We start from the raw sequence: 20,180 nt of genomic DNA, 5'->3' as shown, positions 1-20,180 counted from the left end.
ACTACGCTTTTTGCAGCACATTTAAAACGGGCTTGTAGAGGAGTAACTGACACTAGTTACCAGGATGTTGGCTAAAAGAAGGAACGCAGTATGAAAGAAGAAGACAAAAACGCACCAAAAGGTATCTACGAGTACTACGAAAAAAATCCAGAAACAGCGGATGGCAAAGTGTTCGGAAGGGTTAGTTACCCAGACAGACGAGGCTTTTTGAAAGGCGCAGGGTTAGCCACTATGGCAGCCGTGTTGGGAGGAGCTATTCCCTTTCACCGAAATATGCCTGCGGGCATGATTCCCGCCGCTTTTGCAGAAGGCCTTGAAGATGTGGTGATTGAGGGAAAAGACGGTTTGACCGTTTTAAACGACAGACCCATGAATGCAGAAACGCCACCTCACCTTTTGAACGATGACATCACACCCACCACACGACACTTTATCCGTAATAATGGTATTCCCCCAACAGATGTCGATGCAGATAGCTGGACACTGACCATTGATGGTCTGGTTGATAAGCCGATGACGTTGACCATTGGGGATCTTAAGAAAAACTTCGATGTGGTTGAACAGCAACTCGTGGTGGAATGTGGAGGCAATGGCCGCGCTTTCTTTGAGCCCAAAGCCAAAGGCAACCAGTGGACTTACGGTGCCGTGGCATGCTCAAACTGGACAGGCGTTAGGCTCGCAGATGTGCTCAAAGCCGCGGGTGTTCAGGACGGCGCCGTATACACCGCACACTACAGCGCTGACAAACACCTTTCAGGGAAAGCAGATAAGCTCCCTATCTCCCGTGGATTACCTATTGCTAAAGCGATGGGCGGAGAAAATCTGATAGCCTTTGAACAAAATGGCGAACCGCTTCACCCAATGAATGGCGCACCACTTCGTCTGGTGGTTCCAGGGTGGCCAGGCTCCTGTTCACAAAAATGGCTAACACGCATTCAGGTAAGGGATCAGGTTCATGACGGCCCAAAAATGACAGGCAAGGCTTACCGCGTTCCCAACCGTCCTGTCGCACCGGGAGAGAAAGTGGCGAAAGAAGATTTCGTCATCATTGAGCGCATGCCAGTGAAGTCGCTCATCACGTCGCCACAAACCAACACTGAAATCAGTGGTAACGAGTTAATGGTGAAAGGCCATGCTTGGTCAGGAGACCGCAAAGTTAACAAAGTACAACTATCCACAGACTTCGGAGCAACATGGATGGATGCGGATCTAGCAGATCCAGCAAACGAAGGCGCATGGCAGACCTTCAATGCTAAGGTGCAATTCCCCCAACCCGGCTACTACGAAGTGTGGGCAAAAGCCACTGACGACCAAGGCGTCAGCCAGCCTTTCGCCATTGCATGGAACCCCAAAGGCTATCTCAACAACAGCTTTCACCGTGTTGCAGTTGTTGTGAAGGGGTAAGTGGATGCATGGATTCAACATCATTGAGCGGTTTACTCCGCTCCCTCTATCTTTGCTTTTTGTCTTCAGTACTGCGCTTTTCGCCAATGAAGAATTGATAGCGTCAGGAGAACAGCAAGCCCTGGTTTGCAAAGCCTGTCATCAGGTAGAGCCTGATGGTGTTGCGGTTGTCGGCCCACCCCTGTGGGGGCTGGCCGACCGTAATATCGCCTCTTTCGAAGGATTCAACTACAGCGATGGGTTCAAACAGCATCAAGGGCAATGGGACGCAGAAAAGCTTGATGCCTTTTTGCAGTCTCCAGCAACATTCGCTCCGGGTACCAATATGGTGTTTCCCGGTGTTGAAGACCCGGGTGCAAGGGCTGCCATTATTGCCTGGCTTGCCAGTAAAAATCCGAATCCTCCACTATGGACAACCGCTGCCGCGGGAGCTCCTGTGAAGTCTGTTGGAGACGGTATTCTCAAACCCGGAGAAAACATGGCACTGGTTGCTGCTGTTTGTTCAGCCTGCCACTCACTTCATCTTGTCGTCCAGCAAGGTTTGAGCAAAGACAGCTGGGATGAAACCCTCGAATGGATGGTGGATGAGCAAGGCATGGACGAGTTAGATCCTGATGATCACGAAGCTGTGCTGGTTTATCTCTCTACGTACTACGGTTTATAAATCCCACCGCCGGAGACGTTTGTCATTATTGGCAAACGTTTCTATTTTCCAATTCAAATCTCACCTACCGCAGCCTTAATTACTTCAACTTACATGGCAACGTTATTTGCCTCAAAAAAGCCGACAGTTTGCTAGATGCTGGCCACCTTTGTGTATATACATTGTATATCTATTGGCGATACGGATTTTGTACATGGCCAGTAAAAAGAAAAGCGACACCAACAAAAAAGACAGCCAACTCATCATCCGGATCAATGGCCAACAAAGGGATGAATTCGTGTCGCTCTGTGAAGAGCTGGATAGTTCGGCGGCACGGGAAATTCGCAAGTTTATTAAACAGTTCCTAAAGGAAAATGGGTCAAATGGCCTTTAACAGGAGTTCTTCGGATTAAGCATTACCAAAGGGCCTCATTTGAGAATTAAATGGAGATTGCATCATGGCAAAGTCAAAGAAAGAACTGAAAAAATCACTGAAGAAAGCAAAAGCGAAAGTGAAGAAAATCAAAAAAGCGCTTAAGAAAGCCTAAGCTTTTTCTCGCTCAAGAAAAAATGCCCCATTCGGGGCATTTTTTGTTTCTGCGGTCACCCTTGGCGTTGAAGGTCAAAGTTCCTTTTTCCAGAACAATAAACTGGTCAAGAGAGAATCTGGCCAATTCGGGGCAGTATTTAAACACTACAGTGGCGACCCAAACTGGTCAGTCGCAATCAGTACATTATCATCGGGGTTATCCACCACTTCATCTGCAATCCATGGGCTCATGCAGTCCCTGTCCCTCACGCAGGGATCGGTCAGCGCATTCAGAAACGCTTCGAGTTGGTTTCTCTCGTTGCCGTTAATATTAATGTTGCCAAAAAGCGATGTGCCTTCATCCTGCTCATCATCCAACTTGTTCAATGCACGGAATGAATTCTGACGGGCATCGGGGTAGAGGCTGGTGCAACCCGATACATTTTCAAACTGCGGTAAATCGCACAGTTCACCGTCATCAAAGAAGTCGTCGACAGTATTTCTGGGGTTATTGTAGTGACGAAGCACATCATTCAAATCAGCATACGCGCCAGCATGACCATAAGGCGCGGTCACTGCGACGTTTAACAATGAGGGTGTACGGTAGCGATACCTGTCGTCACGATCTCCAGTGATGGACTCACGGCCAAAATCGTCATCATTCCCTACTCCTTTGCCCGGGCCAATTTGCGGAAAGCCAATGGTGTGCTGTTGACCATCACTAAACAGCGACCCACTGTGGCAGTTTACACAGCCTCCGCCATCGTCGTTTGTTGAGGTATAAAACAGAATGGCTCCTTCAATGGCATCATCACTTAACGCGCTGGTATCTCCATCGAGATAGTTCTGCCAAGGCGAATTCACAAATACCATGGAGCGTTGATACTCAGACAGAGCCAAAGCAATGTTGTCGAAAGTAATCAGTGTTGCTGCGCCATCACTGCTGCTAAAAGCAACCTGAAAAGCCGTCAGCCATTCGTTAGTAGCAAGTTCGCCAACACCTTCACCGTAGTCGCCGAACCGTGCGGCAAGATGGTCGCGAATTGAATCATTGGTTTCCCCAAACTCAAAGGTGGTGTCTTTCATCTCTTCATCGGATGTCACTGGAAATCTAGCCTGTGCCATAACAAGGTTGTTACCCGCATTGGTATCTGCAACACCAAAACCGGAATCCGGCGTACTGATGCCAGAGACTGAACCATTTTGCCCAGCCTCTTTGCCTAGACTTTCGACACGAGAATCCCAAAACAAGCTGGTATCCCAAAGCGCGACATTGAAAACGGTTGGGCTATTTCTCGGAACATCTGGCAGGTTGTCCCCATCTACCCGACCCTCTCCCATGACCTCCGGCTGTATCGCATTGACACCAACAGGAAGGCTCAGTCCATCAGCACCACCCAACATGGGGTGATGGCAGCTTGCACATGCTACGTCCTGATCGCCGCTCAAGCTTTTACTGAAGAACAGCTTTTTGCCGAGCTGAGGAAGCGGATCACTGATATTAGGAAATGTCCTGCCCGACAATGGGCTTTCCGCTAATCCCAGACTCTCGATTATCCCCGCCAGTTCAGTTTGTTCTGCTGTCTGCATCATTTGGGCACTGCCTTCATCGCCGCCCCCACCACCACACCCGATCAATGCACTACTACATAACATCAGCGCAGCCCAATGACTGTTATTATTTGCTGCAATTTCCATTGTCTTTCCCCTAAACACAACCTGTGCTTTTTTAGGTTACAAAGGAAAAGTGCATGCCTTGTGCAAGAAATGTGGATCAATTGTGCAAGTTGGCGACAGGGTATTCGCAGCGACACCACTCTACTTATACTCTTGTTAAGTCAAAGAATTGGAGTTTTCATGTCACTGTTTGTCCGCTTATGGCTTAGTTTTCTCATTACGTTGGGTGCGATTCTCATGCTGCTCTACATCGCTATTCAATGGAGCTTCGACCAAGGTTTAATCCGCTATATCAATCAACGTGAAGCCGTCGTTTTCCAAACATTGGCGGACAACATCAAGCACTTCCATGAGTTAAATGGCAACCTTTCCCTCATAGAGGAAGAACCCTATTACTGGCGACAACTTGTGGAGAGTTCAAAGCAAGGTGAAACCCTCACCGATGAGTTGATGAGCAGCTGGGTGATGAGCATACTTTTTGAGCCAGATAACGCTCGACGGCCGCCACCAAGGAGCAGAGAGTTTGGCAGCAAACCACCGCCACCTCACGAGAGGAAGCGGGGTCGACATCCTCCCCCACAATATCAACTTCGTGTCTCTCTGCTCAATGAAGATCACGTCCCCGTCAAAGGACCTTATAAGAAAGACTTCTCAACATTACCCATCACTGCCGATGGCACCCTAATCGCTTACCTTGCCTGGCCGCCATCCAAGGTGCCGGAAGCTTCTTATGACGTAGCTTTCGCAGAAAGCCAGAAACATGCATTTCTTTTGTTAGCTCTGGTTGCGCTTTTGTTGGGTGCCATTGCTGCTCTGTTCTTCTCAAGAGCTTTTATTCGACCTGTCACCCAGATCGCCTCGACCACAGGGGAGATCGCAAAAGGTAACTATACTGCCCGCACGAAGGTTTATGGAAAAGACGAAGTGGCCAAGTTAGCGGCTGACATAAATACGCTTGCAGCCACACTAGAATCTGCAGAAAGTGCCCGCAAAGAGTGGTTAGCCAGTACAGCTCATGAACTCAGGACGCCTCTATCCATCATCAAAGGAGAATTCGAAGCAATCATTGACGGAATCCGACCTGCTAACCAAAAAACGTTAGCCTCTATTGAAGAAGAGATCGTTCATCTACAGAAATTGATCGAGGACTTGTATGAGCTGACAAATGCAGACATAGGCGCGTATCGCTACAAAATGTCTGACTTGGATATCAGCGAACTGGTGAAAGAAACCTGCCGGCGACGCGCGCTTCAAATGCAAAAGCTTGGGCTAAATCTGGAATGGGAAGTAGGCGATGAATCAATCTGGATTGACGGTGACGAGACTCGAATACAACAGCTTATTGAGAACCTGCTGAGCAATAGCGAGAAATATACCGATTCTCCGGGCACTGTTCGATTATCTCTGGCAAGAGAACATAACCTAGTTAGTCTGATCGTCGAAGACTCCGCACCCGACGTACCAAATGAATCTTTACCCTGTTTATTCGAAAAACTCTACCGGGTAGAAAGCTCAAGAAACCGGGAAAAAGGCGGTTCAGGCCTTGGGCTCGCTATCGTGCATAAAATTGCCGAAGCGCATGCTGGAAGTATTCAGGCCAGCCACTCACCATTAGGCGGGTTAAGGATTACCGTGAATTTACCCAATGCCTTTAACTCAGGAAAAGAGCATGGCTAAGATACTTGTTGTTGAAGACGAACCTAAAATTTCTCAACTGATCACAGACTATCTCCTTCAAGCAGGCCACGACGTCACCCAACAGTTTACTGGTGCTGAAGCGGTAGATTGGGAGCAAGTTCATCGGCCGGATTTGATTTTGTTGGATCTGATGCTGCCAGAGAAAGACGGACTGACTGTATGCCGTGAAATCCGACAGCAAAGTGATGTTCCCATTATCATGATTACCGCCAAAGTCGAAGAGATTGATCGGTTACTCGGATTGGAGTTGGGTGCCGATGACTATATCTGTAAACCTTTCTCCCCCAGAGAGGTGGTTGCCAGAGTAAAAACCGTGCTTCGTCGCCTTGGAAATCAGACGAACCAACAAGAAACCCCAAGTAATCTGGAGCTCGACGAGTCACGTTACATCGTGACGTTCAAACAACAGGAAGTGGCATTAACTGCCATCGAGTTCAACCTGTTGAATCTTCTATACAGCGACCCTGGGCGGGTATTTTCGCGACAGCAACTTATCGATAATATTTATCAAGATCATAGAGTTGTCAGCGAAAGAACCGTTGATAGTCATATCAAAAAGCTGCGCAAAAAACTCAATGCTATCAGTGCTGAAGACGAAGTCGTGCAATCCGTCTACAGCGTCGGCTATAAGCTGGTACTTTAAACAGCTTGCGTAGGGGCTGTTGACCTTTGGTGGTTGAATTTTGTTCTAGCCCTAAGCGTTTTAGGCGCGGCGAGGTGTATGCCGCCTAGTCATTCTAAGCAAATCCACCTCAACAAAGCATAAAACGCTTAGGGAAGAACCCTTCGGGCAGCGTTTGTGGGGGACTTTCTCCTGCGTTATCGGCTTCTCATGTAGGCCTGCTACATTTCGAAGCCTCTGCCTTGCATAAAATCCCCACAAACTGCTGCAAAAACCATCACCAAAGAACAACAGCCCCTAGAATCCAACATTTGATTCTCAGTCATTTAAGTGACTTCTAAAACAATTTGCTAGTCTTTATGTGTTGGCATGCAGTTCTACTTCATCCATTTAAACGTGATGAATGGTGTCTTCTGCATACCTAACTAATCATTAGCACTGATTTATTGGGCATTTTCTCCATTGATGACAGTGCACATGGAAGGTTAGGTATTGGCGATTATTCAATTTGGTATTCGTAAAAAGGATTCAGCTATGAAATTGAACATCCGACTTTTTGCGTTCATTGCTGCCTTCGTTAGCCTGCCTTCAACGGCGCTGGAAGGAATGGTTCAGGTACAAAGCCAATACGATGTACGAACCACTACAGACCGTCTTATAGCGGCAGTAAGAGCGCATGGTTTGAATGTGATAGGCCGTATTGACCACGAAGATGGTGCGCGAGAAACAGGCAGAGACTTGCGTCCTACGGAATTGGTCATTTTTGGGAACCCTAACGTCGGTAGCTCTCTGATCGAGTGTAATCAGACCGCTGGTATTGACCTGCCGCAAAAAGCCCTGATATGGGAAGACGATGATGGAACTGTCTGGCTTGGTTATAACAACCCCGCCTATGTCGTTAAACGCCATAGGTTGGATAAATGCGATTTGGCGGTGAGGAAAGTAGAGAAAGCGTTGGTGACTCTAGCAAGACTGGCCACGCAACCAACGCCTCAGCAATAAAAAGGCGTTCTTCAGGCAAACAAAAACCCCGCAGCAAGCTGCGGGGTTTTCTTTTAGAAAGTCGTTAAGAATTACTTCTTAGCGTTACGCTCTTTAACTTCAGCGATAACTTTCTCAGCAACGTTTGCTGGACATGGTGCGTAGTGTGCGAACTCCATAGAGAACTGACCACGACCTGAAGTCATAGTACGCAGGGTACCGATGTAACCGAACATTTCTGACAGTGGTACATCACCCTTGATGCGAACGCCAGTTGCGCCAGCTTGTTGGTCTTTGATCATACCACGACGACGGTTCAGGTCACCGATTACGTCACCAACGTGATCTTCTGGAGTGAATACGTCAACTTTCATGATTGGCTCAAGAAGCTGTGGACCAGCTTTTGGCATAGATTGACGGAATGCACCTTTCGCTGCGATTTCGAACGCGATTGCTGATGAGTCAACTGCGTGGAAGCCACCGTCGAACAGCTCAACTTCAACGTCCAGCGTTGGGAAGCCAGCCAGAACACCCGTTTCCATCATGCCCGCGAAGCCTTTCTCGATTGCTGGCCAGAATTCCTTAGGAACGTTACCACCAACAACAGTAGAAGTGAAAGTGAAGCCTGAGTTTGGCTCACCTGGCTTGATACGGTAGTCGATCTTACCGAACTGACCAGAACCACCAGACTGCTTCTTGTGAGTGAAGCTGTCTTCAACTGGCTGAGTGATAGTTTCACGGTAAGCAACCTGTGGTTGACCAACGATCAGGTCTACACCGTAAGTACGCTTCAGGATGTCAACTTTGATATCCAGGTGAAGTTCACCCATACCTTTCAGGATGGTTTCGCCAGAATCTTCGTCAGTCTCAACTTGGAATGATGGATCTTCTGCAACCATCTTACCGATCGCGATACCCATTTTCTCAGAACCGCCTTTGTCCTTAGGAGACACAGCGATAGAGATTACTGGTACTGGGAAGATCATTGGCTCAAGCGTACATTCGTGCTTAACATCACACAGAGTGTGACCAGTTTGAACGTTCTTCATACCAACAACAGCGATGATGTCACCCGCTTGCGCAGAGGTCAGCTCGTTACGCTCGTCTGCTTGCATCTCAACCATACGGCCGATACGCTCAGTTTTACCCGTCGCTGCGTTCAGGATGGTGTCACCCTTCTTCATAACGCCTGAGTAAATACGGATAAAGGTCAGGGCACCGAAACGGTCGTCCATGATTTTGAACGCCAGTGCGCGCAGTGGCTCGTCAGCAGAAACAGTTGCAACTTCACCAGTTGGCTCACCAGTTTCTTTGTCAGTCAGCGGCTGTGGGTCAACTTCTGTTGGAGACGGCAGGTAATCTACAACTGCGTCCAGTACCAACTGCATACCTTTGTTCTTGAATGCAGAACCACAGAAAGTTGGGAAGAATGAACAGTCGCGAGTACCTTTACGCAGGCAGCGCTTGATGTCTTCGATAGAAGGCTCTTCGCCGTCCATGTAAGCCATCATCAGATCATCGTCTTGCTCAACAGCAGTTTCGATCATCATCTCACGATATTCTTCCATTTGCTCCAGCATATCTTCTGGAACTTCTTTGATTTCGTAGTTTTCTGGCAGACCAGTGTCATCCCAAACGTATGCTTGACGGTTCAGAATGTCTACAACACCTACGAACTCATCTTCACGACCGATTGGCAGAGTCATCACTACTGGGTTTGCACCCAGAACGTTTTTAACTTGCTCAACAACGTTGAAGAAGTCTGCACCCATACGGTCCAGCTTGTTTACAAAGATGATACGTGCAACTTCTGATTCGTTAGCGTAACGCCAGTTGGTTTCTGACTGAGGCTCAACACCGCCAGAACCACAGAAAACACCGATACCGCCATCAAGTACTTTCAGAGAACGGTAAACTTCAACGGTGAAATCAACGTGTCCCGGAGTATCGATAACGTTGAAGCGGTGGTCTTTCCAGAAACAGCTTACAGCTGCAGACTGGATAGTAATACCACGCTCAGCTTCCTGTTCCATGAAGTCAGTAGTCGATTCACCATCATGAACCTCACCAGTCTTGTGGATTTGACCGGTTAGCTTCAGGATACGCTCGGTAGTAGTGGTTTTACCCGCATCAACGTGCGCGAAAATACCAATGTTTCTGTATTTACTTAGATCTGTCATTGTTCGTCTCTATAAACAATTACTGGCTTATATCAGGGCCGGGAGTATAGCAGGCGTCGTCGCGTAAAGAAACATGTAGAACACAGTGATATCAGATAAGTTTTCACTGATAGCCGATTCGATACATTTCTGCGCATCTTGGTGCCACTTTCCTCGCTTCTAGTGCTTGCCTTCTGCAGTTTCGGCAAGCTCAGAATATCCAAACACCCTTCATGAGAAATCGCTTCCCACAGGAATAGGGTCGTTCGACTATACAGGGTAGACCCGAATGCGTGATTAGGTTTGGCTTTTCTAAGTGGAGATTTGCCGATGCTTTTTCAACCAATCACTTACAATTTGCAACGCTTTTAATTCCCGTCTTCGCATATTCGAGAATCACGCCTCAGATTAAGGACGAAAATTACATATAGTTCGCGTTCACTCTGCTTTTTCTACTTGTGCACGCTGTGCAATTTGAGGAGACCACATGTCCAACGCCCGTATCCCTTCATTAGAGATGGGTCGTTTATTGGCTATTCTGGCCGTTGTCATCATCCACGCTGGCCCTCTTCGTGGGGATACTTATAGCGAAGGCATCAACACACTGTCCGATGTAATTAACCAAATCTGCCGTTTCGCCGTTCCTTTCTTTTTTGTTCTGACGGGTTACTTTGTCCAACCTAAAATGACAGAAACCCCAACCCGCACTTTTATGCACTATGCCAAGCCACTGATGATGATTTGGTTGGCGTGGAGCCTGATTTATCTTGCGATGCCTTTCCGGTTGGATGTTGCCATAACAGAAGGCTATCTCACAGAGCGCACTGGATACTGGAACTATCTACTTCAAGCTCCCCTCAACACGCTGTTTGAAGGGGGCTTGGTGCATCTTTGGTATATCCCGGGGCTGCTTTCTGCGCTTGGTATACTCGCTTTGCTGATTAAAAAGAACCAGCAAGGCCTTATCATGCCTCTGGCACTCGGTCTGTATGTTTGGGGGCTGGGTGCGGGTAGCTACCAACCTATTATGGAAGGGGAAGCACCTATCTTCACCCGCAATGGACCCTTTTTCAGCTTATTGATGGTCACCGCTGGATTTGAAATGCGACGTCGCAATATCCGCTTCTCCAACAAAGCGGCTTGGACAATGACGATTGGCGGCATGGCGCTCTGTTTAGCAGAAGGCGTTAACCTGTCTCGATACGATGTGTGGATGGCCAATCATGACTTCCTGATAGGCACACCGGTGATGGCGCTAGGATTGTTTGCCCTTTTACTGAATCACCCGAATCTGGGCAACACGCCACTCACCTTTGCCCTTAGCAAGCGTGTTTTGGGTGTGTATGTCGCGCATTTCGTGCCGTTGATCTTGCTGTTTAATCTGTTCGGCATGTACGCGATTGAAGGACCAGTGAAAGACATGCTTGTGGCACCTTTGACTATTTTGCTCTCACTGGGCTTGGTGTGGTGCTTAGAGAAGACACCGTTGACGCGATTTCTGGTGGAAATGACGCAAGGAAAAAGAAAAGCGCTGGCGCCAGCAGAAACCACTAAGTAAAAGATAGCCCGGAGATTCCGGGCTTTTTAATGGTGGTCATCAACGACTTTATCTGTCACTAAAGCCTCGACCTTTTTCAGAAAACTGTCTCTCAGGTGGGCTTGGTCGTATTTCAAATCATAGGTGTTGTGGAACCCGATATGCAGTTCGACGCCATTACCCCTTAGATAGACGTTGTAACCGTCATAGTCTGTCGATGCTTCCACACCTTCATAAATCTTACCAAATTCGGTGTCTTCGCCTTTTTCCATTACCACTTCAAAAGCGGCCAGTAACTTCGCTGGGTTGAGTTCATTTTTCATCGCCATTCCCTCACAACTGCCACGTTTTAGCAGCAAATGCAGAGTGGTTTCTCTGCATTAAAATTATGATTTTCAATACAGAAACGTGCCAATCACGGATCACTGAAAGTTGATCAGTAATGGCATCTCATGCGGCAAGAATGAGAGGGTGACTTATTGCTGGGGAGCGTGAAGCATGAACCTGCGAGTCATTTCGACTTCCTGCGCTTCCATCAGCTTCTGAGCTACTTCCATATGTTCACGCATAATATTGCGGGCATCCCCAGAGCGTCCCTCTTTCAAGGCCAGAATCAAATCTCTCTGGTGATTAAAGCCTTGCTCCCAAAGCTCATGATTATGAGGTTCATAAAGGTGTCTGTTGACCGTGAGATCAGCGAGCATACGAGCCATAAAACGGATGATAAAGCCCAATAATTCATTTCCGGCAAGCTCAGCCAGAATGATGTGGAACTGGAGAGAGTCGATATGCTGCGCGCGCTCAACTTCGGCATTGAGCGCGGGTTGGGCGTACTTTTGAATATTCGCTTCAAGCCTTGCCAGATCTTCTTCTGAAAGACGTCCTGCCAGTGAAGCGACAAGTTCCGGCTCTAACAGGCAGCGTAACTGATAGATGTCTTTGACAGAGAGTTCGTTAAAGAAGAAGTAGTTGCTCAGCAGGCTGCTTGCCATCGCTTCAGACACGGCATTGATAAACGCCCCGCCCTTTGGACCCGTTCGCGTCACAATGAGACCTTGCGCTTCTAGCACCCGCATGGTTTCGCGAATTGTGCCTTTAGACATGCCAAACAGCTCCATCAGTGTTTGCTCATGGGGCAGTTTATCTCCTGGCTTTAGTCCCTGTTCGACAATCCAGGTTTTAATGGCGTCCGCTACTTTATAGGGACGACGCATTTTTGCAGAAGGAGTTGGGTCATTCGAGCGGGAAGTAGCAGGCGACAAATTCATTCTCCTTAATTTGTGTCAGCGGCGGCGAAGCAGCAAGGCACTCAGATTGTGCATTGGGACATCGACCCGCGAATGCACAACCTTGAGGTGGATTGAGCGGGTCTGGCAGTTCTGCATGTTGTGTGGGTACCTGTAACGGCCTCCCAACAACAGGCGCACTGTTAGCTAATAACTGAGTGTACGGATGTTTTGGAGAATTGAAAATCCTTTCAGCAGGTGCAAGCTCAACCAGTGAACCAAAATACATCACTGCGACTCTGTCGCTCACCGCTTCTACCACTGCCAGATCATGACTGATAAACAGGTAAGTGAGAGATAGTGTTTGCTTCAGTTCTGCCAACAGGTTCAATACCTGTGCCTGCACAGACACATCCAGTGCGGAGACGGGTTCATCAAGCACCAATATTCTGGCATTCGCTGCTAACGCCCGTGCAATACCTATACGCTGCGCCTGACCACCCGAAAACTCGTGGGGGTAACGTGCCAAAAACTCCTCTCGAAGCCCAACCTGCGAAAAGATCTCGGCAATACGTTCATCCCGCGTTGGTTTGTCCATACCGTGCAGATAAATAAGCGGAACTTCCATTAACTGACGAATGGTTTTTCTAGGGTTAAGGCTACTGATAGGATCCTGAAAGACATATTGAATACGTTTCCCATTTTCTTCGGGGCGATCCGGTGACAACACTTCCCCTTCAACCAACACCCGGCCTTCGGTCGGTGTCGTCAATCCCACCAGCATTCTTGCCAACGTCGACTTTCCGCAACCAGATTCGCCGACGATGCCCAGAGTCTCTCCTTGCTGCACATCAAGATTAATCGTCTGTACCGCTTTTACACCCGGAAATGCTGGTGCAAAAAGAGGTTTCTTAAAAAAGTACGTTTTCTTCAATCTTTGAATTTGTAGAGCCGCCGTCATGCCAACCTCTCTTCTGGATAATGACACAGCACCATGCGTCCTGACGCTTCGCTTCTTGCTACTTCACCGGTTTGGCAATTGTCTTTGGCTCTACTGCACCTTGCGGCAAACGCACAGCCTTGCGGCAGTTTGTCCACCACAGGTGGTAGTCCAGGAATCGCTTCCAAATCTCCTTTTCCTCGTCCAAGCTCAGGCACACAGGCAATCAGCTTTTTCGTATATGGGTGAGCCGGAGAATCCAGCACAGACTCGGTCGGCCCAGTTTCCACAATCTTTCCGGCATACATAACCGCCACCCGATCACAAAGCTGTGCCACTACCCCAAAGTCATGGGTAATAAACAACACCGAGACATTTCGGGTACGTCGAAGCTCGTCCAACAGTGCAAGAATTTGCCCCTGTACCGTCACATCGAGCGCTGTCGTCGGTTCATCAGCGATGATGAGTGAAGGGTTATTCACCAGAGCCATCGCAATCGCCACACGTTGACGCATGCCACCGGAGAGCTCATGGGGAAATGCCTTCATCCGTTCTTCAGCGTTGGGAATATGTACCGCATCCAGTAAAGAAATCGCACGCTGCCTCGCTTCACTCGCAGGCAATTTTTCGTGCACTAAAATCGCTTCCATCATTTGTTCGCCGACACGATAGAGCGGATGCAAGGTCGCCAACGGATCCTGGAAGATGTATGCCACATCCTTACCACGCAGGCTTCGAAGGGTTTCGTAACTTGCCCCAATCAGGGATTCGTCTTTAAAACGGATATCACCGCCACAAATCACCCCGGGTGGCGAGGCGACCAATCCCATCACAGAAAGTGCCGTCACCGATTTCCCTGAGCCACTTTCACCAATCAATCCCAGACACTCACCCGGTGCGATCTCAAATGACACCTGATTCACGGCCTTATAGACACGGTGGTTGATGTGAAATTGTGTCTCCAGTTTGTCGACTTTTAGTACCGAATGATTTGTTTCACTTGCTTCGACAGAATGGAACTCATCGCTCACTTTGGTGGCGGGTTGAGGACGGGTGAGTGCGCCTGATTTCAATCTTGGATCCAGCGCATCACGCACACCATCGCCCAAGAGGTTAATGCTCATCACGATAAGGAAAATCATGATGCCCGGTACCACACTCGCATGGGGATCAGTGATCAACGAATTTCTCGCTTCGCCTAACATAGATCCCAAATCTGCTTGCGGCGGCTGGGAGCCCAAGCCCAGAAACGACAGTCCCGCCGTTTCCAGAATCATCCAGCCAATCGTGGTAGACATCGCAATAACAATGACAGGAACGACATTAGGCACAATCTCAGACCAGATAATGCGTCGGTCGGACATGCCACAAAGCTTGGCTGCTTCAACAAATTCACGTTGTGCCAGCGAGACGGTCACACCGCGGATGTTTCTCGCAAAGAAGGGGATATTGACCGCCGCGACCGCGATCAAAGCGTTCAGCAAGCCGGGGCCCAGCGCTGCGACAATCGCCAATGCCAACAAAATATACGGGAAGGCCATCAACACATCGATACAGCGCATAAAGAGATTATCAACGCGACCACCGTAATAGCCTGCGATAATGCCAATCGCTGAACCAATCAACGCAGCAATGAGCGCTGCTGCAAAGCCAACGGCGAGACTCAATTGGGTTCCCCAAAGCAAGCGGGATAACAAATCACGACCCAAATGATCAGTCCCTAACAAGTGGCCATCACTGAAAGGGCGTAAAAAGCGGTTGGCAGTGTCTGTCACGGCGGGGTCTTGAAGCCCCAACAGTGGCGTGATCAATACAAGAAAGACAATCATCGACATCACAATGCCGCCAAAGGCTGCCAGTCGGTTTCGAACCAGAAGTTTCAAAAATGCCATCATGCTTTGATCCTCGGGTCGAGCCAACTTTGCAGCATGTCTACCGCAATGTTGAACAGCACGTAACAAGAAGCCACAAACACTACCCCGCCCTGCACAAGCAAAATGTCGCGTTTGAGGATCGCTTCCACCAGCATTTTTCCAACGCCGGGCCACTGAAAGACCATCTCGATATAGACCGCGCCTGAAAGCACAAAGCCCGCCTGAATACCGAGCACCGGAATAATGCTGACCATGGCCGCTTTCAGTCCATGTTTCCAAACCACCTGACGCTCATGTACGCCTTTGGCACGGGCAGTGCGGATGTAATCTTGTCTCAATACTTCGAGCATGGCAGAGCGTGAAAGACGGGCGATAACCCCCGTCGCCACAGACGCCAACGCCAGGGCAGGCATCACCAAATGTTTGAGCAAGTCCGGCAAGTCGCCACCGCCGTAGATCGCATACATACCGGAAACCGGCAACCAACGCAGATTGATGGCAAACAGCAGGATCATCATCATGCCGAGGAAAAAGGATGGAATAGAAATACCAAGCAATACCACCAGAGTGATGCCTTTATCCGTCAACGAAAACTGGCGTGCCGCAGACACCACACCAGCGATGATGCCAAGCAAAGAACACAACACAAAGGAGACACCCGCCAGAATCAGCGTGGCATTGAAACGCTCCAACACCTCGTCAAGCACAGGACGGTTGAGCGAATAGGAACGGCCAAAGTCACCCTGTAGCATGTTCGACAACCAGATAAAGTACTGGCTGACCAAAGGCTGGTCGAGACCAAGGTCTTTATTGATTTTGGCGACATTATCCGGCGTTGCGTATGCGCCCAAAATGGCCGTTGCCGGGTCGCCGGGAATCATCGACATGATGAGAAAGACGATAACCGTTATCCCGAGAAGCACCGGGATCGCGGACAGCAATCGTCGAAGAAAATAGTTACCCACGCGCAGTGCTCCTTTCTGCGTTCATCAACAGGAAAAAAGCACTCAGGCCAAAGACCTGAGTGCCTGATTATTATTTTTGTACATCCTTGAGAATAAGGAAGAACGAAGGCTGCAATTTGAAATCCTGCACCTGATTATTGGTGACGGCATTCTGTTTCCAGTTCGCCACAAACACCCAAGGCGCATCTTCCTGCACAATTTCCTGCATTTCGCGGTATAGCTTCGCGCGCTCATTTTGGTCAGTTGCCTCACGCGCAGCTTCAAGCAGTTTGTCGACCTCAGGGTTTGAGTAGTAACCCGAGTTGAAACCGCCTTTATCCGGCCATGCATCTGTGCGAAGCGCCAGGTATGGCAAGGTATCAGGGTCGTTGGTCATCCAAGCCATTTCCGCCATGTCGGCTTTGCCTTCCAGACCAGGGTTCACTTTGCCAAGGAAGGTATTCCACTCGTAAGTTTCAATCGAAGTATCAAGACCCACCGCTTTCAGATCTGCCTGAATCGCGGTACCCATAGGCACTGGATCCAACATACCGGAGCCACCTTCAGTGACATAGAACGTCAGCTTCGCACCTTCCTGACCGGCTTCTTTGATCAACGCTTTGGCTTTTTCAGGGTCATACGGGTATGGCTGCAAGCTGTCGTTGTAAGCCCAAGCGAAAGCTGGCGGTGTTGGGCCAGCGGCCACTTCTGCCGTACCTTCAAGCACACCTTCTACCAAGGTTTTTTTGTTGATGGCATAGTTCACAGCCTGACGCATTCGCTTATCCGCGAAGGGGCCTTCCTTGGCATTCAGGATAAGGAACCATACGTGTGGGCCAGCCTGCTCAGCGACTTGATAACGGTTATTCTGGAACTCAGACAACGCGTTTGGCGGTACTTCCACCATCATGTCGATACTGCCTGCCAGCATTTCAGCAACTCGGGTGTTCGCGTCTGTGATCGGGCGGAATACCACCGCTTCCAACTTGGCTTTGTCGCCCCAGTAATCGTCGTTACGCACCACAACCACTTTGCTATTTGACGCCCACTCAGCGAAACGGAAAGGACCGGTTCCCGAAGGTTGACGACCAAAGTCCTTACCATGCTTTTTCACCGCTTCAGGAGAGACAATTAAGCCCGTTGGGTAAGCGAGGTTGGAAAGGAAAGGGGCGTAAGGAGCATTCAAGGTGAACTTCACTGTCTTCGGGTCGACGGCTTCGACGTTTTCTACCGATGAGAAGAAGAAAGAGAGCGGGAAAGGACCCGTTTCATGATACGGATGTTTCTCATCCAGCATACGGTCAAAGTTGAACTTCACCGCATCAGCCGTCAGCGGTGTACCATCATGGAATGTCACGCCTTCTTGCAAAGTAAAGGTGTAAGTTTTGCCATCTTCACTGACTGTCCAACTCTTTGCTAAAGCAGGTTCCACTTCCAGAGTGCCATCTTTGTAACGGACCAAACCTTCATAAAGGTTCATCAGGATCCGGAAGTCGTTCACTGCGGTAACCGCATGCGGGTCGAGCGACTTAGGCTCAGCCACCTGACCAACGATCAATACGTTCGGTGGTGTCTGCGCCTGCGCAGTTAAAGGAACGATCGCACATACCGCTAACAACGCGGTTTTCGCTGCACTCCGCAGCCTTTGCATGAAATCACTTCTTATTTGTTTCATGGGGAAACTCCTTCCCAGTTTGTGGATGTGATGTTAAGAACTGTTTAACTTTTATTCACATTTATCACTATAAATTACTTGCCGCAAGCATTTATCATGATAAATTGACAGGACTGGGTGTTCAAATCACACTTAGATCACTGGCTCAGGAGCGAGACCTATGACTTATTCAATATTGGCACGAGATCCGGAATCTGGCGCGATTGGAGCTGCGGCGGCCACGGGCGCACTCTGCGTCGGAGGTTGGGTGATCAGAGGGAATTTAAAAGCGGGCATGTCAGCCTCACAAGGTGCTAAACCCAGCACACTCTGGGGAGATGATGTGCTGTCCAAAATGGCGTCGGGCGTCAGTGCGGTCGATGCGGTCAATGCCATCACCTGCACAGACTCTGGCGCAGCGCACCGTCAACTTGCCGCTCTCGACCTTCACGGTGCCGGCGCGGTGCACACAGGAAGCGAAAATGGTGCCGCTCGAGGCAGCCTGATCGAGCCCAATATCGTGGTTTGTGGAAATCTGCTCTCAGACACTCTGGTGTTGGATGCCATGATGAGAGCTTACAAAAACAGCGAAAAAAGCTTTGAAGAAAGATTAATCGCTGCCTTGTTTGCCGCAGAAAAATCAGGAGGCGACTACCGGGGCTTATTATCTGCAGCTTTGCTTGTTTACAGGCCCGATTCGCCACCAACAACCCTACGTATCGACTATCACGATTCGCCCTTGCTCGCCTTGCAAACGCTTTATGAATGCCACAGCGACCCCGACTATCAGGCATGGAGGGATACCTTGCCGACACAAGAAAATCCGGAGCGATAATCAATGACTCACTTTATAGGCCGACGAGCCCAGGAATATTTAAAGCAACTTGCCGAGTGTACGGACTCAGAAATCGGTGTGACTCGCTTTCCTTTTACGCAAGAACATAAGCGTGCCAACGCGCTACTGACGGTATGGATGGAAGAGGCCGGCCTAACCGTTCACAAGGATGACGCAGGCACGTTGATTGGTCGTTACGATGCAGGAAAAGGTACCAAAACGCTGCTGATGGGAAGCCACCAGGACAGTGTTAAACAGGGTGGCGCTTATGATGGAATCATGGGGATTGTGTTGCCAATCATTGCTCTTGAAGCGCTGAACCGTCAGGGGAAAAAGTTACCTTATTCTGTCGAAATACTCGCTTTTGCTGACGAAGAAGGTGTGCGTTTTCCCACTGCGCTGGTCGGCCCACGAGCACTGGCAGGCACTTTGGATAAGAGTGTCATCAACCGACCAGACAAAGACGGAATCACTTTGCGTTCGGCACTTTCCAGTTTTGGTGTTCAACCGGAGAACATTGACCGACTCAAACGCAATCCTGAAGATATTCTCGGCTTCATCGAAACACACATCGAACAAGGACCCGTTCTCGAACACGAAGGCTTGCCTTTAGGAGTGGTTTCGGCCATCTGTGGTATTGAAAGGCATCAACTCACGTTTATGGGCCAAGCCGCCCATGCTGGCACAGTACCCATGCACCTTCGTAAGGATGCTCTGACTGCAGCCGCGGAAGTCACTCTGGAAGCAGAAAAGCTCGCGATAAAACTGCCGGATTTACTCGCCAATGTTGGGCAATTGGACGTCACACCCAATGTGCCCAATGCCGTTCCAGGCAAAGTTTCCATGATGATCGAGCTACGCTCTCCCGTCGATGAAGTCAGGGAGAAAGCGGGAGAGCTACTGCAAGCGTTTGCGAAAGAAACAGCACAAATTCGCGGGTTGGGCTGCGAAGTCACCCGAATTTACAGCCAACCTGCTACAGCCTGTGACCCTGCACTGCAATTATCGATCGCAACAGCGATTGGTAGCCTTGATAAGCGTGTATTTACCTTACCTTCCGGTGCCACCCATGACGCCTCAGCCATGGCTGACCTTACCCGTGTCGCTATGCTGTTTGTCCGGTGTAAGCAAGGGATCAGTCATAACCCAGCGGAATACGCCAGCGACGAAGACATGGGGTCGGCTATTGAAGCCTTGATGGCACTGCTTCTCGATTTACAGTGTTAACTCTTTAATTCAGAGAATAACCAAATCACAAGCGAAAGGCCTTTCAACGGATGTTCCGGAAGCAAAGCTACCACGCTTTCGGACATCTATTGCACTTGATATAACGACTCAGGTTTCCACCTTAACCATCATCATTGCCTATCCACTAAGAAGTTCAGAAAAGACAAAGTCCATAAATTGATCCTTTAGGTATCAAAATGTGCAACTTATCAATCCGAAATTGAACCTCG

General features: G+C 49.1%; 17 protein-coding genes. 9 read left to right on the top strand and 8 right to left on the bottom strand.

Annotation, left to right across the window (positions count from 1 at the left end; all coding sequences use genetic code 11):
• The first annotated feature begins 90 nt into the window (after positions 1–90).
• From D515_RS09985 to D515_RS09975, 3 genes are all read left to right on the top strand, one after another.
• Positions 91–1,404, top strand: a complete 1,314-nt coding sequence (locus tag D515_RS09985) for a molybdopterin-dependent oxidoreductase (RefSeq protein WP_002538186.1) — start codon at positions 91–93, stop codon at positions 1,402–1,404.
• Between the two features lie 4 nt (positions 1,405–1,408).
• Positions 1,409–2,068: a c-type cytochrome gene (locus D515_RS09980; protein WP_002538185.1), complete on the top strand. Its 660-nt coding sequence runs from the start codon at positions 1,409–1,411 to the stop codon at positions 2,066–2,068.
• A gap of 193 nt (positions 2,069–2,261) precedes the next feature.
• A complete protein-coding gene (locus D515_RS09975; RefSeq protein WP_002538184.1) occupies positions 2,262–2,441 on the top strand; it encodes a hypothetical protein in 180 nt (59 codons plus the stop codon).
• A gap of 300 nt (positions 2,442–2,741) precedes the next feature.
• Here the strand turns inward: D515_RS09975 and D515_RS09970 are convergent, their stop codons facing one another.
• Positions 2,742–4,274: a cytochrome-c peroxidase gene (locus D515_RS09970; RefSeq protein WP_051997494.1), complete on the bottom strand. Its 1,533-nt coding sequence runs from the start codon at positions 4,272–4,274 to the stop codon at positions 2,742–2,744.
• 216 nt (positions 4,275–4,490) lie between these two features.
• On the opposite strand from D515_RS09970, the gene D515_RS09965 reads away from it, so the two are divergent.
• The 3 genes from D515_RS09965 (at position 4,491) to D515_RS09955 (ending at position 7,575) form a co-directional block, all read left to right on the top strand.
• Positions 4,491–5,930, top strand: a complete 1,440-nt coding sequence (locus tag D515_RS09965) for an ATP-binding protein (protein ID WP_239643961.1) — start codon at positions 4,491–4,493, stop codon at positions 5,928–5,930.
• Positions 5,923–6,594 (top strand): response regulator, encoded by a 672-nt coding sequence (locus D515_RS09960; protein ID WP_002538178.1) that lies wholly within the window; start codon positions 5,923–5,925, stop codon positions 6,592–6,594. Before D515_RS09965 ends, D515_RS09960 begins: the two co-directional genes overlap by 8 nt.
• Before the next feature lie 513 nt (positions 6,595–7,107).
• Positions 7,108–7,575, top strand: a complete 468-nt coding sequence (locus D515_RS09955; protein ID WP_002538177.1) for a DUF302 domain-containing protein — start codon at positions 7,108–7,110, stop codon at positions 7,573–7,575.
• Positions 7,576–7,646: 71 nt separating this feature from the next.
• Here the strand turns inward: D515_RS09955 and fusA are convergent, their stop codons facing one another.
• Positions 7,647–9,734: an elongation factor G gene (fusA, locus tag D515_RS09950; protein WP_002538175.1), complete on the bottom strand. Its 2,088-nt coding sequence runs from the start codon at positions 9,732–9,734 to the stop codon at positions 7,647–7,649.
• Positions 9,735–10,200: 466 nt separating this feature from the next.
• Here fusA and D515_RS09945 point away from each other — a divergent pair, with 466 nt between their 5' ends.
• Positions 10,201–11,271, top strand: a complete 1,071-nt coding sequence (locus D515_RS09945; protein WP_002538174.1) for an acyltransferase — start codon at positions 10,201–10,203, stop codon at positions 11,269–11,271.
• Between the two features lie 26 nt (positions 11,272–11,297).
• Here the strand turns inward: D515_RS09945 and D515_RS09940 are convergent, their stop codons facing one another.
• From D515_RS09940 to D515_RS09915, 6 genes are all read right to left on the bottom strand, one after another.
• On the bottom strand, positions 11,298–11,573 hold the full coding sequence (locus tag D515_RS09940) for a DUF3081 domain-containing protein (RefSeq protein ID WP_002538173.1): 276 nt from the start codon (positions 11,571–11,573) through the stop codon (positions 11,298–11,300).
• A 153-nt stretch (positions 11,574–11,726) separates the two neighbouring features.
• Positions 11,727–12,518 carry a FadR/GntR family transcriptional regulator gene (locus tag D515_RS09935; RefSeq protein WP_039849880.1) on the bottom strand — a complete coding sequence of 264 codons (792 nt, stop codon included), beginning with the start codon at positions 12,516–12,518 and terminating at the stop codon, positions 11,727–11,729.
• The gene (locus D515_RS09930; RefSeq protein ID WP_002538171.1) at positions 12,484–13,437 is read right to left on the bottom strand and encodes an ABC transporter ATP-binding protein; all 954 of its coding nucleotides are present in this window, start codon (positions 13,435–13,437) and stop codon (positions 12,484–12,486) included. The genes D515_RS09935 and D515_RS09930 overlap by 35 nt, the downstream gene beginning before the upstream one ends.
• Complete coding sequence (locus D515_RS09925; protein ID WP_002538170.1) at positions 13,434–15,311, bottom strand: dipeptide/oligopeptide/nickel ABC transporter permease/ATP-binding protein; 1,878 nt, start codon at positions 15,309–15,311, stop codon at positions 13,434–13,436. The genes D515_RS09930 and D515_RS09925 overlap by 4 nt, the downstream gene beginning before the upstream one ends.
• Positions 15,308–16,255 carry an ABC transporter permease gene (locus tag D515_RS09920; protein ID WP_002538169.1) on the bottom strand — a complete coding sequence of 316 codons (948 nt, stop codon included), beginning with the start codon at positions 16,253–16,255 and terminating at the stop codon, positions 15,308–15,310. Before D515_RS09920 ends, D515_RS09925 begins: the two co-directional genes overlap by 4 nt.
• Before the next feature lie 70 nt (positions 16,256–16,325).
• Positions 16,326–17,909 carry an ABC transporter substrate-binding protein gene (locus D515_RS09915; protein ID WP_002538168.1) on the bottom strand — a complete coding sequence of 528 codons (1,584 nt, stop codon included), beginning with the start codon at positions 17,907–17,909 and terminating at the stop codon, positions 16,326–16,328.
• A gap of 160 nt (positions 17,910–18,069) precedes the next feature.
• On the opposite strand from D515_RS09915, the gene D515_RS09910 reads away from it, so the two are divergent.
• Positions 18,070–18,723: a DUF1028 domain-containing protein gene (locus D515_RS09910; RefSeq protein ID WP_002538166.1), complete on the top strand. Its 654-nt coding sequence runs from the start codon at positions 18,070–18,072 to the stop codon at positions 18,721–18,723.
• A gap of 3 nt (positions 18,724–18,726) precedes the next feature.
• Positions 18,727–19,950, top strand: coding sequence for a M20 family metallo-hydrolase (locus D515_RS09905; RefSeq protein ID WP_002538164.1), 1,224 nt, complete (start codon positions 18,727–18,729; stop codon positions 19,948–19,950).
• Positions 19,951–20,180: the final 230 nt, after the last annotated feature.

The organism is Grimontia indica (assembly GCF_000333895.2).
In the GTDB taxonomy this organism is placed as follows: domain Bacteria; phylum Pseudomonadota; class Gammaproteobacteria; order Enterobacterales; family Vibrionaceae; genus Enterovibrio; species Enterovibrio indicus.
This window is presented reverse-complemented; position numbering and strand designations above follow the sequence as displayed.